The 14,628-nt window shown below is 46.3% G+C and carries 13 protein-coding genes and 1 other RNA gene; 6 read left to right on the forward strand and 8 right to left on the reverse strand.

Annotation, left to right across the window (positions count from 1 at the left end):
- The first annotated feature begins 20 nt into the window (after positions 1–20).
- The gene (wecB, locus tag AAAA73_RS08995; protein WP_340597949.1) at positions 21–1,262 is read left to right on the forward strand and encodes a non-hydrolyzing UDP-N-acetylglucosamine 2-epimerase; all 1,242 of its coding nucleotides are present in this window, start codon (positions 21–23) and stop codon (positions 1,260–1,262) included.
- 52 nt (positions 1,263–1,314) lie between these two features.
- On the opposite strand, the gene katG is transcribed toward wecB, so the two are convergent.
- The 4 genes from katG to AAAA73_RS09015 form a co-directional block, all read right to left on the reverse strand.
- On the reverse strand, positions 1,315–3,519 hold the full coding sequence (katG, locus tag AAAA73_RS09000; RefSeq protein WP_340597950.1) for a catalase/peroxidase HPI: 2,205 nt from the start codon (positions 3,517–3,519) through the stop codon (positions 1,315–1,317).
- Between the two features lie 190 nt (positions 3,520–3,709).
- Complete coding sequence (locus AAAA73_RS09005) at positions 3,710–4,162, reverse strand: hypothetical protein (protein ID WP_340597951.1); 453 nt, start codon at positions 4,160–4,162, stop codon at positions 3,710–3,712.
- Positions 4,163–4,236: 74 nt separating this feature from the next.
- Positions 4,237–4,740 carry a hypothetical protein gene (locus AAAA73_RS09010; protein WP_340597953.1) on the reverse strand — a complete coding sequence of 168 codons (504 nt, stop codon included), beginning with the start codon at positions 4,738–4,740 and terminating at the stop codon, positions 4,237–4,239.
- Entirely contained in the window at positions 4,737–5,486 is a 750-nt protein-coding gene (locus tag AAAA73_RS09015) for a ParA family protein (protein ID WP_340597954.1), read from the reverse strand. Before AAAA73_RS09015 ends, AAAA73_RS09010 begins: the two co-directional genes overlap by 4 nt.
- Before the next feature lie 127 nt (positions 5,487–5,613).
- Between AAAA73_RS09015 and AAAA73_RS09020 the strand changes: the two genes are divergently transcribed.
- The 5 genes from AAAA73_RS09020 to AAAA73_RS09040 all read left to right on the forward strand — a co-directional run bounded on the left by AAAA73_RS09020 (position 5,614) and on the right by AAAA73_RS09040 (position 10,143).
- Positions 5,614–6,459: a S1 family peptidase gene (locus AAAA73_RS09020; protein WP_340597956.1), complete on the forward strand. Its 846-nt coding sequence runs from the start codon at positions 5,614–5,616 to the stop codon at positions 6,457–6,459.
- A gap of 50 nt (positions 6,460–6,509) precedes the next feature.
- Positions 6,510–6,959 (forward strand): YaiI/YqxD family protein, encoded by a 450-nt coding sequence (locus AAAA73_RS09025; RefSeq protein WP_340597958.1) that lies wholly within the window; start codon positions 6,510–6,512, stop codon positions 6,957–6,959.
- Between the two features lie 143 nt (positions 6,960–7,102).
- Positions 7,103–8,038 carry a hypothetical protein gene (locus AAAA73_RS09030; protein ID WP_340597960.1) on the forward strand — a complete coding sequence of 312 codons (936 nt, stop codon included), beginning with the start codon at positions 7,103–7,105 and terminating at the stop codon, positions 8,036–8,038.
- A 169-nt stretch (positions 8,039–8,207) separates the two neighbouring features.
- Positions 8,208–9,548: a hypothetical protein gene (locus tag AAAA73_RS09035; RefSeq protein WP_340597962.1), complete on the forward strand. Its 1,341-nt coding sequence runs from the start codon at positions 8,208–8,210 to the stop codon at positions 9,546–9,548.
- Between the two features lie 142 nt (positions 9,549–9,690).
- Complete coding sequence (locus AAAA73_RS09040; protein ID WP_340597963.1) at positions 9,691–10,143, forward strand: DUF1801 domain-containing protein; 453 nt, start codon at positions 9,691–9,693, stop codon at positions 10,141–10,143.
- Positions 10,144–10,334: 191 nt separating this feature from the next.
- On the opposite strand, the gene AAAA73_RS09045 is transcribed toward AAAA73_RS09040, so the two are convergent.
- The 4 genes from AAAA73_RS09045 to AAAA73_RS09060 all read right to left on the reverse strand — a co-directional run bounded on the left by AAAA73_RS09045 (position 10,335) and on the right by AAAA73_RS09060 (position 14,598).
- On the reverse strand, positions 10,335–11,225 hold the full coding sequence (locus tag AAAA73_RS09045; RefSeq protein WP_340597965.1) for an AraC family transcriptional regulator: 891 nt from the start codon (positions 11,223–11,225) through the stop codon (positions 10,335–10,337).
- 124 nt (positions 11,226–11,349) lie between these two features.
- Positions 11,350–11,697, reverse strand: a transfer-messenger RNA (tmRNA) gene (gene ssrA / locus AAAA73_RS09050).
- A 439-nt stretch (positions 11,698–12,136) separates the two neighbouring features.
- Positions 12,137–13,387 (reverse strand): TIGR02147 family protein, encoded by a 1,251-nt coding sequence (locus AAAA73_RS09055; RefSeq protein ID WP_340597966.1) that lies wholly within the window; start codon positions 13,385–13,387, stop codon positions 12,137–12,139.
- 155 nt (positions 13,388–13,542) lie between these two features.
- Positions 13,543–14,598, reverse strand: coding sequence for a hypothetical protein (locus AAAA73_RS09060; RefSeq protein WP_340597967.1), 1,056 nt, complete (start codon positions 14,596–14,598; stop codon positions 13,543–13,545).
- Positions 14,599–14,628: the final 30 nt, after the last annotated feature.

The raw sequence follows: 14,628 nt of genomic DNA on the forward strand, positions 1-14,628 counted from the left end.
TGCTAAATAAATTTTAGTTCATGAAAACACTACTATTCGTCTTTGGCACACGCCCTGAAGCTATCAAAACCGCCCCGGTCATCCTAAAAGCCCAACAAGATCCACGATACAAAGTTCTGGTTTGTTCAACAGGACAACATCGCGAGATGATTCGCCCGTTGTTTGACTTTTTCGGCATTAAACCGGATTTCGATCTGGACCTGATGCGCCCGGGCCAGTCCTTGACTGACATTTCCACCGGTGTGATGTCTGGTTTGAATAAAATTTTACTTGAGAACAATGTGGATGCCGTCGTCGTTCAAGGTGACACAACCAGCGGGTTTATTGGAAGCCTTGTTGCCTTTTACCACAAAATTGCGGTCGTCCATATTGAAGCCGGCCTGCGCTCTGGAGATATCCTCTCCCCATATCCGGAAGAATTTAATCGCAAAGGCACAGCCTTGGTTGCAAATGTGCACTTCGCACCGACTGACACCGCTCGCGACAATCTTTTGCGCGAACACCATGCCGCTGAAGACATCTACGTCACTGGCAACACCGGAATCGACGCGCTATTTGAAGTAAAAAGAAAAATTTCAACAACGCCGGAAATGCAAGATGCCATCGCCGGAAGATACGCGTTCTTGAATCCGAAAAGAAAAATGATCCTGGTAACAGTTCACCGTCGCGAATCTTTTGGTACTCCGATGGAAGAAGTCATGAAGGGTCTTTTGGATCTTTCACGAAGGGAAGATGTGGAGTTGCTAATTCCACTCCACATGAATCCTCAGGTGCGTGCTTCGGCGGCAAAAATTTTTGGTAGTCAGGCTCAGTGGGTTGACAAAGACAGCTTCATCAATCCAGAGAATAAAATCTGGCTCTGCGAGCCGGTGGATTATGTACCATTTATTTACCTGATGGACCGGGCTCATATGATTATCACCGATTCCGGTGGTGTTCAGGAAGAAGCTCCTTCGTTGGGAAAACCGATTCTTGTCGCCAGAGAGAAAACAGAGCGTCCTGAAGCTATCGTCGCGGGCACTTCAAAACTAATTCCTTTGGAACAGAGGCGCTTTTTAAAGCTTGCGACGGAAATTCTGGATTCTGCTGATTTATACAACAGTATGTCCCAGGCAAAGAACCCCTTCGGCGACGGCCGTGCCTCAGAGCGGATCTTGGATATTTTGCAAATGACTCTTCGAAATGAAGACATGGTAACGACCCCAGAACCACCAGTCAGATCGCCAATTGAACCGTACGATTCCCAACATCTTCACATATGATATTTAGGGAGCCTCTGATCTCTTAATCAAAGGCTCCTTTTTTTTAGTTTCTCTAAACGCGATCAGCCAGATCAAAGCGATCCGCATTCATAACTTTGTTCCAAGCCCAGACGAAATCCTTAACGAACTTCTCTTTGGAATCATTGCAAGCATAGACTTCCGAAAATGCTCTTAACTGCGCATGGGATCCAAATACCAAATCCGCCGAGGTCGCAGTCCACTTCGCTATTCCGGTATTGCGGTCTTTTCCTTGATAGACGCCATCCTTAGAGGGCTCATCCCACACCGTATTCATATCCAGAAGATTCACAAAGAAATCATTGGTCAGCGTTCCTGGTTTATCCGTGAAAACTCCGTGGCGACTCCCGCCATGATTCATATCCAGAACACGCAAACCACCCAAGAGCACCGTCATTTCAGGTGCAGTTAAGCTTAAAAGATTTGCACGGTCCAAAAGCATCGTTTCTGGAGACAACGGCAAACCTTTTCGATAGAAATTTCTAAAGCCGTCTGCTTTTGGTTCAAGCACCGCAAAAGAATGAACATCTGTTTGCTCTTGAGTGGCATCTGTACGACCCGGTGCAAATGGCACGGTCACATCCACTCCGCCCTTTTTCGCAGAACTCTCTACCGCTGCACACCCACCCAGCACAATTAGATCTGCCAAGGAAATCTTCTTGCCGCCAGAGGAGGATTTATTAAAATCTGACTGAATCTTTTCGAGCGCGCTCAATGTCCCGGTCAATTCTTTAGGCTCATTCACTTCCCATTCACGCTGTGGTGACAAGCGCAGGCGCCCGCCATTTGCCCCGCCCCGTTTGTCGGTGCCACGGAAGGATCCCGCTGCCGCCCAAGCCGTTGCAATCAAACGCGAATTACTAATACCCGAATCCAGAACTTTCTTTTTCAAATCCTTTATATCGTTTTCATCGATGAGTTTGTGATCGACCGCTGGCACCGGGTCCTGCCACAACTGCGCAGGTGCAACCCACGGGCCCCAGTAACGTGAAATCGGACCCATATCGCGATGTAAAAGCTTGTACCAGGCTTTTGCAAAAGCATCCGCAAAATCTTTCGGATTCTCATGGTAGCGTTTGGAAATTTTCACGTAGGATGAATCCGCCAACAAAGCAAGATCAGAGGTCAACATCGTTGGTGGATGCTTCTTGCTGGAATCATGCGCATCCGGCACCAGATTGTGAGCGGATTTATCCTTGGGAATCCATTGATGAGCTCCTGCAGGACTCTTGGTAAGTTCCCATTCATATTTATGCAAATTATCAAAGAATCCGTTACCCCATTTCGTCGGAGTGCTGGTCCATGAACCTTCAAGGCCGCTTGTGATAGTGTCAGGCCCTTTTCCAGTTTTATAGGAATTTTTCCAACCCAATCCCTGCATGTGGAAAGGACAACCTTCTGGCTCCGGTCCTACGTGATCTGCTTTCGCTGCCCCATGAGTTTTTCCGAATGTGTGTCCGCCGGCAATCAAGGCCACCGTCTCTTCATCATTCATCGCCATGCGCGCGAAAGTCTCGCGAATATCTCGTGCTGAGGATTTAGGATCCGGTTTTCCGTTGGGACCTTCGGGGTTCACGTAGATCAAGCCCATCTGAACGGCACCAAGGGGATTTGCCAGGTTTCGATCACCGCTATAGCGTTCATCACCAAGCCACGTGTCCTCTGCTCCCCAAAACACTTCCACCGGTTCCCACACATCTTCGCGACCAAAGGCAAAACCAAAGGTTTTAAATCCCATTGATTCCAAAGCACAGTTACCGGCAAACACCAATAGGTCCGCCCACGAAACTTGTCTGCCGTACTTTTTCTTTATCGGCCACAGCAGTCTGCGTGCTTTATCCAAACTGGCATTATCAGGCCAGCTGTTCAACGGCGCGAATCTTTGCGCGCCATCACCACCTCCACCGCGACCATCCTCAACGCGATATGTTCCGGCGGCGTGCCAGCTCATACGAATGAACAAAGGTCCATAATGGCCAAAGTCCGCTGGCCACCAATCCTGAGAGTCCGTCATCAGTGCCATCATGTCTTTTTTAAGTGCTTCGACATCCAGTTTTTTAAATTCGTCCTTATACTTAAAAGACTTATCCATCGGATTTACTTTGGGTGACTGATGGTGAAGCACCGACAGATCCAATTGATCTGGCCACCAATCCTTATTGGTGCGCGGTCGCATATTGGTTTTCGGTTTCGGTGCCGGTATGACGGGATTTTCACTCTCACTGCGTGGTTCGGACATGGAAATCTCCTTTGAGTATTTACGTTTTTGTTTTTCACATAAAAGTAAATACTCAATCCGAACCGTTCAATTTTCCAATTTCAAATATGAAAAGCAGTATAATGACAAACTCTAATTCAGATCGATAAACTGGTTGATGTAAGAAGCCGACAACTCAGGATATTGATGCTGAGGCCCATGATTTAATGCGCTAGTTCTTATCGTCAATGTACTTGAAGTAGGCTCGGCACAGAGGATTGTCTTCTTTGATTCTGTTGTAGCGAAGAACTTTATCCATGCGTCGGGCCTTACATCTGTTCACCATAGGACCAATCAAAGCACCAGGTCGCTCCTTTAATACGGGAGCCGCCTCATCTCTACAGGATTGATCGACACTATTCCAGGCAGTTTCACAAACTTCCCGAGTTAGATTGTAACAGACTCCTTGAGGACTGGATGCTCCACATGGTTGTTTGGCCACACTCTCTTCGATCTCGGCTTCGACCACATAGGTGTTCATCACATAAATCAGACAGAACACCAGCAGCAGAGAGCCGACACCGATATCCCAGTAAATCGAAACGCGTAATAGCTTCGCACTGGGACGAAAGTAAATTAACAACGTACCGATTATGAAAAGTGCCAGATAAAATAGAATAGTCATAATTAAAGCCTACAGAAATTTGAGCTTTATCACAATTAGAGTCTTCTCTTATTCCATAACGTGGCTAGTCCCGACTAAAGAAGATCGTCAAACAACGATTTGATCTGACTTAGAATATGAGGTTCACAAAGAGGTTTTGCAGCTGTCGCCTTGATCACTGGCGCTGCGTTCTTGTCCTTAGGCTGCGCCACAGTAACCGACTGTGTGGATTTGCGTTTGGATTTTTTGCTTTTAACGAATTCACCAGCCGCGCATGGTTCCCATTTTTCAGAAATAATATGCCCAGCACAAATATCGCGCATCGCTGAAGTCTGAACTTCCGCCCCTTCCGCGACCACCAAGAAACGATAGTGAATGGGATGTTGGTACTTAAGCCAAACCTCAGTGGTGTATTTCACTGACTTTTTGGTCTCAAGCTTCTTCATTTCGTACTTTTGCTCGAAACCAAACTCATCAGTGAGTTCGAAGAATAAGGACTCCCCTGGCTGTAAGGAAACAGCCAGAAGCTCCACATTGGTAACTACTTTGTCACCAATGGGTTTTGTTGAGTCTACAAAGAGTGGATTGATGGTGCTCAAACCCACATTTCCGTTGCTAGATTAGCCAGCGCCAAACCTGCCGGATTCTTTGGCGAATATTGCAACATCGGCTGATGATTGTGATGGGCTTCCTCAACCACAATGGATTCAGGAATGTAGTTATTGAATACCGGGATCGTGTAGATTGTGCGCAAATCATTGATCACTTTTTCCACGATACGACGGTTGCGGTATTTGGAAATAATGATTCCACGTACGTCGATCTTGTGACCAAGGCCCGTGTGAATGTGCTTCAAAGTGTCCAGAATCAAATCAATACCTTTAAGAGAGAAGTATTCAGGACAAATTGGAATTACGATGTCTTTGGATGCGATCAGGGCGTTCACAGTCAAAAGACCCAAAGATGGCGAACAATCGATCACGACGATGTCGTAGTTTTCTTTGATTTCAGCCAAAGCTCTTTTAAGAATGCTCTCACGGCCGAACTTGGTCGCCATGTGAATTTCAATACCGCTCAGCATGATTTCTGCCGGAATCACGTCAATTCCGAAAGCTTCTGATTGAACGATGGCATCCTGTGCTTCAAGCTCGCCTGTTAGCACATCATAAATAGTGTTTTCAAAATCAACGTCACCAAACATTGCACGAGTCGCCGAGGATTGAGGATCCAAGTCGATAAGAAGAATTTTCTTACCCTCTTTCGCCCATTGTGCTGACACGTTGATAGCTGTCGTCGTCTTAGCAACGCCACCCTTTTGATTGATAAATGAAACAACACTTCCCATGGGATTCCTCCGGTATTGGTAATTCCCCAATACTTTAGGCCAGCTTTTGGCGGATGAGAAGAAATCTACGGGGGTTACGGGTGCTTTTCGCGACAAAGGTCTAGGTCGGCACAGGGGTTGCAATTCTATGGCGCTTTACCTATTCGTCAAACTGGGAGAACCCACTATGCGTCTTTTGAATTTAGTTCTTACTGTGTCAATTGCGTTTACACTGTCCGCTTGTGGCGACACCACCGGAGGACAGCTGACTGCAGCCAACACGGACAGCATAGTTAACGGCAAAGTGGTCACCAAAACCACGGATCTTAGCCAAAGCACTGTTGCCATTTTATTTGAAGATGGTGGCAAGTTTCTAAGTCTATGCACAGGAACGTTCATCGCAGAAAACGTCGTGCTGACCGCCGCTCACTGTGTCGAAGAGGGCAATTTGTATCTTACTCAGAACAAATCCCATCCCAATGGTATTAAAAACAAGAAAGACCTTATGGGCGTCGTAACGAAATCCATCGTTCACGATGAGGCTGATATCGCACTCCTGCAATTCAGTACCTACTCGGCTTCAGCCAGCTACAAAGTTCGCGCTCTTCCAAAAGAGGATTTTGTGATTCCTAGGGATGGAAAGTTTGAATTCATTGGATACGGATTAACTGGCGTTTATGATGACGACGCCGGCATTTTGCGATCAACGTCTTTGCCGACAAAGACCATGTTCAAATCCCTGAAGATTGAGGGCGAGCAGCAAGTAGAACTGGGCACGATTATCATTGATCAGACCGAAGCAGGAATTTGCATGGGAGACTCCGGTGGACCGTTGTTTGTTAGATCGAAATCTGGTGAAGTCACTATGGTTGGCAACATCAGTGCCATGAAGTTCTGGTTCAATGACGAGCTTGTTCAAGTAAATCTGCTAAAAGCAACTGACCTTAGAACTCACCTGACTTGGATCAAGAAGTCCGTAAAAGCCCTTCAATAAGAGCTTGAGATTCAGTTGACCGCGCAACCTTTTGATCTGAATATTCAGAAATGTTGAATATCTATATAGATGCTGACGGTTGCCCGGTTAAAGACGAAACATACAAAGTGGCTGAACGCTATCAACTGAAAGTATTCGTCGTCGCCAATAAGTATCTAAATGTTCCCCAAAGTTCCCGTATTGAAATGGTCGTCGCCTCCAGCGACTTCGATGCCGCTGACGATTGGATCGTGGAGCACGCTCAAGCCGGCGATATTGTTATTACCGCCGACATCCTACTTGCCGAAAGATGCGTTAAAAAGCAGGTCCGTGCCATTGGCAGCAAAGGTATTGAGTTCACTGAAGACAGTATCGGCTCGGCTGTCGCAACCCGCGAACTTATGCAAAACCTAAGACACATGGGTGAGGTCCGCGGCGGCCCCGCCCCGATGGATAAAAAGGATCGCTCAAAGTTTCTAAGCACACTGGATCAGGTCATCCAGCAACTGAAGCGGTCCTGAATAAGTTAAGTATTGGATTTACGTCGGCGCCTTTTCATACTGCAACCGCACCCATCAACAAATGTGAATCCGCGTCAGCTAATTGTTTTGACCTATTAAATACCTCCTGAAATCATTGTCCCATCTACATTTGAGGGGGATCAATGAAGACAGTGCTTATCGCGATTGCAACTTTGTTTTGTACGCAGGCCTTTGCCCAAGAGACTTCGACATCAACAACCAAGGTTTCAAGTCCAACGCAAACATCTTCGGTGCCTGCTGCCAATAGCAGCATTACGACCACCGCTCCAAAACAAGAAAATCCATGGCATTTCACTCTGGGTTCTGAAAACTACAACTACGAAGCAGACAACCGCAGCACCGACTCAGGAAACGTTACCTCCTACAACTTTGTAGGTGCTCGCTATGCCCCTTCAAAACTTTGGGAACTTGAACTTCGTCAGCATTTTCAAATCGTCTCTAGCCGTGACCGCCTGGGTGGTCGTGACGCAATTCTTCATCGCGACTCTGCAACAGCCATGGCCGAAACAGTTCTGCGTGCAGCCTTGAAGCCGACAGGGTTTTTGGGATCCAGTGCTGCCCTTATTGATCTTAGATACTATGCCCCTACTGACAATGTCGGCCGTGAAAATCACGAACTGGGTCGTATTCGTCTTGATAACTATTTCGAGTGGACGGTGACTCCGAAGTTCACGATGGCGGCCTACGTGTCTCCACGTGTCCTACTTAACAGCCAGGACAATCCAAACAAAGCCGTCGGTGCTGATGCTGAATACTATCAATTGAAAGCAGCACCTTACTTCATCTATACCATGAACGATCACATCAATCCGTACTATGCCTACACCGTTTCCGGCAGATCCAGCCAAGCTCAACGCGGGAATTGGGATTTGGATATGGCAAACACAGGTTCTCACGAAGTCGGATTGAATCTTTATTATGGCGCCTTCTATATCAATCCAGCGGTGATCAGCGATACGAACCTGGATGACGGCAGCGGATCTGTAGTTAGCAACGACTCGCGTGCGTTCTCTTATGATAACTTAAGCTATAATTTTAACGTTTACGCCGTTTTCTAAATTCATAAAAAGTTAAATCTTAGAATTTGAAGCCTCCCAATTGGGAGGCTTTTTTTATTTAACGTACGCTGGTGAACAAATGACCACACTTCGCGTGGCATACCCCTTGCTTTGTGAGTTCCTCAAAACATATTGGAGCAAATTGGCTCCGTTACTGAGGGGAATCACAATGAATCGATTTTTTACCTTGCTGTGCGGCGTTTTGATCTGCTCATCCACATGGGCAGGAACATTTGGAAGACCAGGTCAGTCCGGTCAAACTGGAAACTCGGGCCACTACGGTGGCAACGGAGACGACGTCACTATCTTTGCTCCAAACGCTCAAGGCGGAAGATACAATCTGAACGGTGGCGATGGTGGTGATGGTCACCCCGGAGAAGATGGCGGTGACGCCTACTTTTGCAGTCAAGACCGTGTCTCCGAAGACCTTTTTGGAGCTAATGCAGGCGACGGTGGAGCCGGCGGTAACGGTGGTAGTGGTGGTCATGGCGGTGATGCAACCATTTATTATACTGATATATCTCAACTCAAAAAAATATTGATCATCTCTGAAGGCGGCGAAGGCGGCCGAGGCTCCTATGGTGGGCGCGGCGGATCACGAGGTTGCCGTTGCGACTACAGAAACTGGGAAATGCCCCCACGTTGTTATGACTATAAAGATAAAGACGGAAAACTGTGCCGCCGCTGCGACCCACCTCCCCGCTTTACCTGCGACGATGGATATTCCGGTCGCGACGGTTCCCGTGGTAACGATGGCAATGATGGACACAACGGCTCTGTCACACTTATCAAATCCGCAACGCCACTACTGGAAGAAAACAGTATTGCAGCAGTTTCTGTAAATAAACTGAACACAAACCAAACCGTGCGTGCAGTTCTGACAGAAAATCTTTTCACAGGAAAAGCAGGCATTCGCTCATTCCTGGCGCCCGGCTCAAAGGTAAACGACAACTACGATGAGTTTGTTCGTCGTGCCTCTGAAAATGTCGCGATCGTTTGGCAAGCGCCCCGCAAACCAGCAGATCACACAGGTAAAGTTGCCGCATACATCCGCAATGGCAAAGTAGGTTTCGAAGTCAGCTCCAATGATATTCTGATCACCGAAAGATCAGATTCAACACAAGAGCACACACTGACGATTAAAGAAGCTTACAAAGTCGACGAGTTTTCACGCATTGGTATCACCAAAGAGGGCTTGGGCAAGAATTCAAAGATCAAAGTACAGGCGATTTCACCAAGACCGGATATGGTCACTGACTCTTACCATGTGACGATCACTTATGTGCGTTTGATCCTAAGAGACAAAGTCGTTTTCTCGGGTGCAGTTCCAAAACAATTCATCACCAAAAGCGGCAATCAAACGATTGTGAACATCGGCCAGATCAAGTTCGAAGACTCGGACAAGATTTGGAATAAGAAGCTGGTAATCAACTTCTCATTCAACCGCAAAATCGCAAACAGCTACGAGAACATCTCGAAGTCTGCGACTTATAAGCAGGATAAGCTGTAGGAGCATTTCGGTACAAATTCCCGCAGGAACTCCTGCGGGAATTGAACCCGCGTCCACAAGTGATCCGTCATAAGACGCTACATACTTAGTCGATATTTTAATTTGATGATGGGACCGCTAGTGTGTGAGATTTAAAGACACTATGAAAAAGAAGGCTGCAAAAAAGATTTCAAAAAAAGTAGTTCGCAAAAGTCCGAAACCAAAGCTTTTGTCAGGTGGAAATCCTCAAATTGCTAAAGGCGATGGCGACGAGCCCGTGCAAGCTTACATTTCAGCTGTTCCTGGATGGAAAAAAGAAGTTGCTCGCAATCTTGATAAACTAATTACGCAGCATATTCCCACCGTAAATAAAGCTGTGAAATGGAATTCGCCCTTTTATGGAATGGAAGGCAAGGGATGGTTTTTAGGTTTCCATGTCTTTACGAAGTACGTGAAAGTCACTTTCTTCAATGGCGGATCACTAAAACCACTTCCACCCGTGGAAGCAAAACACAAAATCATCCGATATCTCCATATTTATGAAGACGGTTTTGATGATGCACAGTTTGTGAAGTGGATTAAACAGGCCTCTAAGTTACAGGGATGGAAGCCGTAGCTCCCCGAAGGGGAGTTACTTATCAATTATTTTTCTTTGAAAAATCGGTGGAGGCGAGTCGCGACTTATCGAAACTTCCTCCAGAGACAAAACTCATCCTATGTTGTGGAATTCATTCGATTCATAGATATCTAGTAAGTTTCTTCTGGAGGAAAAATGCAACGTGGAGGAAGACGTTCTTCCTCCGCAGTCTAGGATTTAAACGGAACTAAGATATCAAACTCACTGTCTGCCGAATCACGATTGAATTTTGATCCATATACCTCGATAGACATGCCGTCCAAAATCTCTAGTCCACTTTCGGGCATCCATACGTTCCAAATCTTGCGAACTGTATCGCCTGAATCTGCCAAATGCCCCTTGTGGGTAAATTTCGCGTACTTGCCAGCAGAAACTACGACTTCTGTAAATCCAATTGGAAGAGGGTGCTGGCTTCCAACCTCAATTCCTGCCAAGTACACATATCTATCCGTAGCTGATTTCTTGATCTGCCGATGGGACTCTAGCCCAACTCCATAGACAACTTCTGGATCAATTGGATTTATTTCTGACCAACGGGCCACAAATTGATCCCAGTGATTATGAGCCGCCTGAAAATCATACTCACTATATGGTTTTGCAACTCCGATCAGTCGCTTCTCTTTCATTTCAATAATTTCTGGTCTCACCGCATCCCCTTTTGTTAAGGCGTTGATATCGTCCAATGTTAGAGGTCGATCGACCTCAATGGACTTCCTCATTTTGCGGAGTTGGCCAGGAGTAACATCATAGGCATTTTTAAAAGCGCGAGTGAATGCTTCTTGTGATTCGTACTGACACTCAAGAGCAAGATCCAAAATATCTTGGTCGGTATCAATCAATCGACGAGCAGCTTCACTCATTCTGCGTTTGCGTACATACTCACTCACAGTCATTCCCATCAAGCTTGTGAATACTCTATGGAAATGAAATGGAGAAAATGCACCAGCACTAGCAATCAAATCCAAATCTATCTGCGCAAATAAATTCTGATCAATATATTGAATTGCTTTGTAGACTCTAAACCCATGGTCACTCATGACTTCCCTCTGCTGAAAGTACATATAACGAACTTTCAGCGGTGATTTTTGATCTATCTTGCTAAAGTAATAACAGAAATTCAATTCCCCCAGGCTACCCTGTGGGAATTGAACCCAAATAAATCAACATAATTAATGATTTAGAAAATGGTGGAGGCGGGGGGAATTGAACCCCCGTCCGCAAGTGATCCGCGATAAGGCGCTACATACTTAGTCAGTGTTTTAATTTGTTCGTAAGTCTTCCACAGACAAAATCCTTACGACACATTCCCCCAGTAAATTTAAGCAAGTCTGCTGGAGAAAACCCAACTCGCCGAGGTCTCTAATTTGACAATCTACTCCAAAAGCGAAACCACCTTAAGGGAGATCGTGCGGCTAATTAAGCTGCAAGTGCGTAATCGTTGCCAATTACAAAATGGACGTTTTTATCGAGGTCCTCATCCGCCCCGGTATGCTCCTTATGTTTCAGCACCCACGTCGAAGCCAGTACGCCCCCGTAGTGTTAAACATTACTCGTTCATTGTAGCACAGATTTTCAATTCACCTAATCGAAGTAAATTTGAAGTTCTAGTCTGCTCAAAACGATCGGACATAGTGTGTTTTTGGATCGTAGAAAACAACACCCAATTCACCACGTCAAAGCACGGTTTTTAAGCACGTTATGTTACACCACCTTAACAGTACGCTAACGTGAGCATGACAATTCACCTGGTAAAAGGTCCAGATATCCACCATTTATAGGGGTCTTCCACAGACTTATCCACATTGTTGCTGAAATTTTGGTGCTTTTTTTAAGGGAAATTTAAGATTCTTAAATTTTCGTGAAAACGATTCGTGTTTTCTGACATGCTCGGTAACATAGCAAAATGGACTTAAAAGGACAAAAAAAGGGAGCAATTTGCTCCCCATTTTCGCTTCAAAATTTGATCTAAAACTTAGCGGAAAAGTTCCGCTGCCGATGCCGCTGATGCCGCCAAAGAACTTACATTAGAACGTTCTTTGTTAGCATCCTGGTTCGCGTTCGGAATCAAGGAAGACTTCTTCGCTGGTGGAGGTGGAGCCTCCGTTTGTGGTGCCACTGCCACCGGCTTCGCTACAGCTTCAGGTTGCGCTTGCGGAGGTACAGGAGCTGCTTGAACTGCTGCCACCTCTACCGCTTGGGCAAGAACTGCCTCAGCTTTTGCTACCGCTTCAGCACTTGGTGCCGCTGCTTCCATCACAGAGTCAGCAAGTTTCACATCAAGAGCACTTTGCATAACTGGTTGAGAAGACGCGTTCACAGAGTTTGTTACCGGGAACAATTGGATGTTCAGTTGGTACACTCTTTCGCCTTTTGATTTCATACGAGCGATGGAGTTGTCTTTATGCAAACCTTTGCGCATCTGACGAAGTTTGAATTTGATTTCCTCGAACTCAGCTTTCGTCAAAGACATCGTAAGCGTACCGAATTCACGATCTGTCGGTTGATCCTGGTAAATGGATTCAAGACCCAAGTACATCAATTGAGATTGAAGTTTACGAACCAACGCAACCGGGATGTCTTCAGGAGATTCAGTCAGGCTGCGGGCCTTCTTGATCTCCCCTGTTTTTTCATCACGACGAAGTTCGCCAGAAGCGATCAATGCCTGAAGAGAGTTTTCGATTTCGTCTTCAGAAGCTTTGCCGCGCAAAAGGTTTTTCAATGATTGCGTATCAAACGTCACGCCATCTTGATCCACCATCGCATAAACGATCCAAGCAACCCAGTTCGGAACTTTCTCGAAGGACTTACGATCGATCTCACCCGATTTAAGTTTCACACCCACGCGGTGCTCAGACATTTTTTTAAGGAAGATATTACGATCTGCAGGGTCGGTCGCTTGCGTGAAGTTTACCAGCAGGCGGAATTCTTCGGTTTGCTCTTTATTGAAACCAAGTGCTTTACCGAATTTACCGATCATGTCCTCGGAAAGGTTTCTTTTACCTTCGATGATCATTTTCAGATAATTTGGAGATTTGATGTTCGCCGCTGCAGAGAAAACTGCGTAGTTATACTGGCGCAAAGAACCCTTGGAAGCTTTACGTTTATACTGATAAAAATCCGCAAGATATTCGCGGTAGTTCATGTAATCGGACAATGCTGGCGAAACCAGCGAAGTGTTTGAAATTTCTTTGCCTTTGCCGAACTCGTGTTGATTGTGTTGCATTGAAATTGCTCCTTTTGCGCCTAAATAGTTGAACGCAGTTGGAGCTTCAAAACAAGGGGATTCAATACGTAAGGCGGCATGTTTTCGCGCGGCATAAAAAAAGGGCCTCCGTTTTCACGAAAGCCCCTTGATGAAGAACAAAATTTTCGAACTACCTAGCGTGGACGCGGTGGTTCTGGTGGAGGAACCGGGCGATCGTTATGACATTTTTCAAGAATCAATGTGACGTTATGAATGTCCATGCTGCCATATGTGTAGATCACCATATTTTGCGTATTTGGTCCGATCACCACATTTTGTGGATTCCATAGATATGTTTGAGTCCATGGCCCAATTTGCAAACGAGGGTAGACGAACACTCCATTAATAGATAGATCCGCAAACGAAGAGTTCACCAACGACATTGCTTCGAAACGCACAGATGCCAAACGGTACCCACGGTACTGACGGGAATTAAAGTATCTGCCAATATCCAGGACATCATTGCCCATCATACGACGGCTGATACCAAGACTTACTTGCTCACAACGGCATGGGTTTTCAACTCCCCCACCACCGCCGCCGCCACCTTGGCAACGAAGATTCAAAGCAATTGTGGAGATATCAGACATGCCACGCACTTCGATCTCCATCATGCGCACGCCTTGGCCGATCACAGCGCGGAAGCGCGGCACAAAGTGCACGTAGCCTTGTGGAGAGTTCGCCCACTGATCAACTTGACCGTTAATCAGGAAACCCATTTGTGTGCGGATGTCAGAACCAAGCACTTGCACACCTACAGATTCAACCACGCAACCTTGATAGCGATGGTCAATTCCCGCAAGCGCAAACAAATTCAAACGTTGATTGATCACGCGACGTTGAACGTAAATAACTTTTTGATCTGAACCATAACCGCCGTTACCCGGTTGACCTGGATTTGGACTGTGCGGCGGCGGAGGTGGAGGAATCGGAGTCGTCGCCGGTGGCTTGCCCGGATTTGGTCTCGGGTTAGGTTTTGGATTCGGTTTTGGCTGAGGGCGCGGTTGCGGCTCTGGCTGCGGATATTCTGGCTCACCTGGAACCGGAAGATCGTCATCTGGTAATGGAAGTGGATTGTTATACCCACCGCTTTGCGGTCCTTGGTTTTGTCTTGTTTGCGCTTCACTGACTTGCGGTCCAAAAACCATCGCCATGGAAATCGCCAAGATAAAAATCTGATTCAGAGCCATCTCGTCCCCCTTTTGCATAATTAGAATCTG

Source organism: Bdellovibrio sp. GT3, assembly GCF_037996765.1.
GTDB lineage: Bacteria > Bdellovibrionota > Bdellovibrionia > Bdellovibrionales > Bdellovibrionaceae > Bdellovibrio.

What these genes read in the sequence shown, in the direction of transcription:
- wecB (WP_340597949.1), top strand. Translation starts at nt 21, where the DNA reads ATGAAAACACTACTATTCGTCTTTGGCACACGCCCTGAAGCTATCAAA.
- katG (WP_340597950.1), bottom strand. Translation starts at nt 3,519, where the DNA reads ATGTCCGAACCACGCAGTGAGAGTGAAAATCCCGTCATACCGGCACCG.
- AAAA73_RS09005 (WP_340597951.1), bottom strand. Translation starts at nt 4,162, where the DNA reads ATGACTATTCTATTTTATCTGGCACTTTTCATAATCGGTACGTTGTTA.
- AAAA73_RS09015 (WP_340597954.1), bottom strand. Translation starts at nt 5,486, where the DNA reads ATGGGAAGTGTTGTTTCATTTATCAATCAAAAGGGTGGCGTTGCTAAG.
- AAAA73_RS09020 (WP_340597956.1), top strand. Translation starts at nt 5,614, where the DNA reads ATGGCGCTTTACCTATTCGTCAAACTGGGAGAACCCACTATGCGTCTT.
- AAAA73_RS09025 (WP_340597958.1), top strand. Translation starts at nt 6,510, where the DNA reads ATGTTGAATATCTATATAGATGCTGACGGTTGCCCGGTTAAAGACGAA.
- AAAA73_RS09030 (WP_340597960.1), top strand. Translation starts at nt 7,103, where the DNA reads ATGAAGACAGTGCTTATCGCGATTGCAACTTTGTTTTGTACGCAGGCC.
- AAAA73_RS09035 (WP_340597962.1), top strand. Translation starts at nt 8,208, where the DNA reads ATGAATCGATTTTTTACCTTGCTGTGCGGCGTTTTGATCTGCTCATCC.
- AAAA73_RS09040 (WP_340597963.1), top strand. Translation starts at nt 9,691, where the DNA reads ATGAAAAAGAAGGCTGCAAAAAAGATTTCAAAAAAAGTAGTTCGCAAA.
- AAAA73_RS09045 (WP_340597965.1), bottom strand. Translation starts at nt 11,225, where the DNA reads ATGTACTTTCAGCAGAGGGAAGTCATGAGTGACCATGGGTTTAGAGTC.
- AAAA73_RS09055 (WP_340597966.1), bottom strand. Translation starts at nt 13,387, where the DNA reads ATGCAACACAATCAACACGAGTTCGGCAAAGGCAAAGAAATTTCAAAC.
- AAAA73_RS09060 (WP_340597967.1), bottom strand. Translation starts at nt 14,598, where the DNA reads ATGGCTCTGAATCAGATTTTTATCTTGGCGATTTCCATGGCGATGGTT.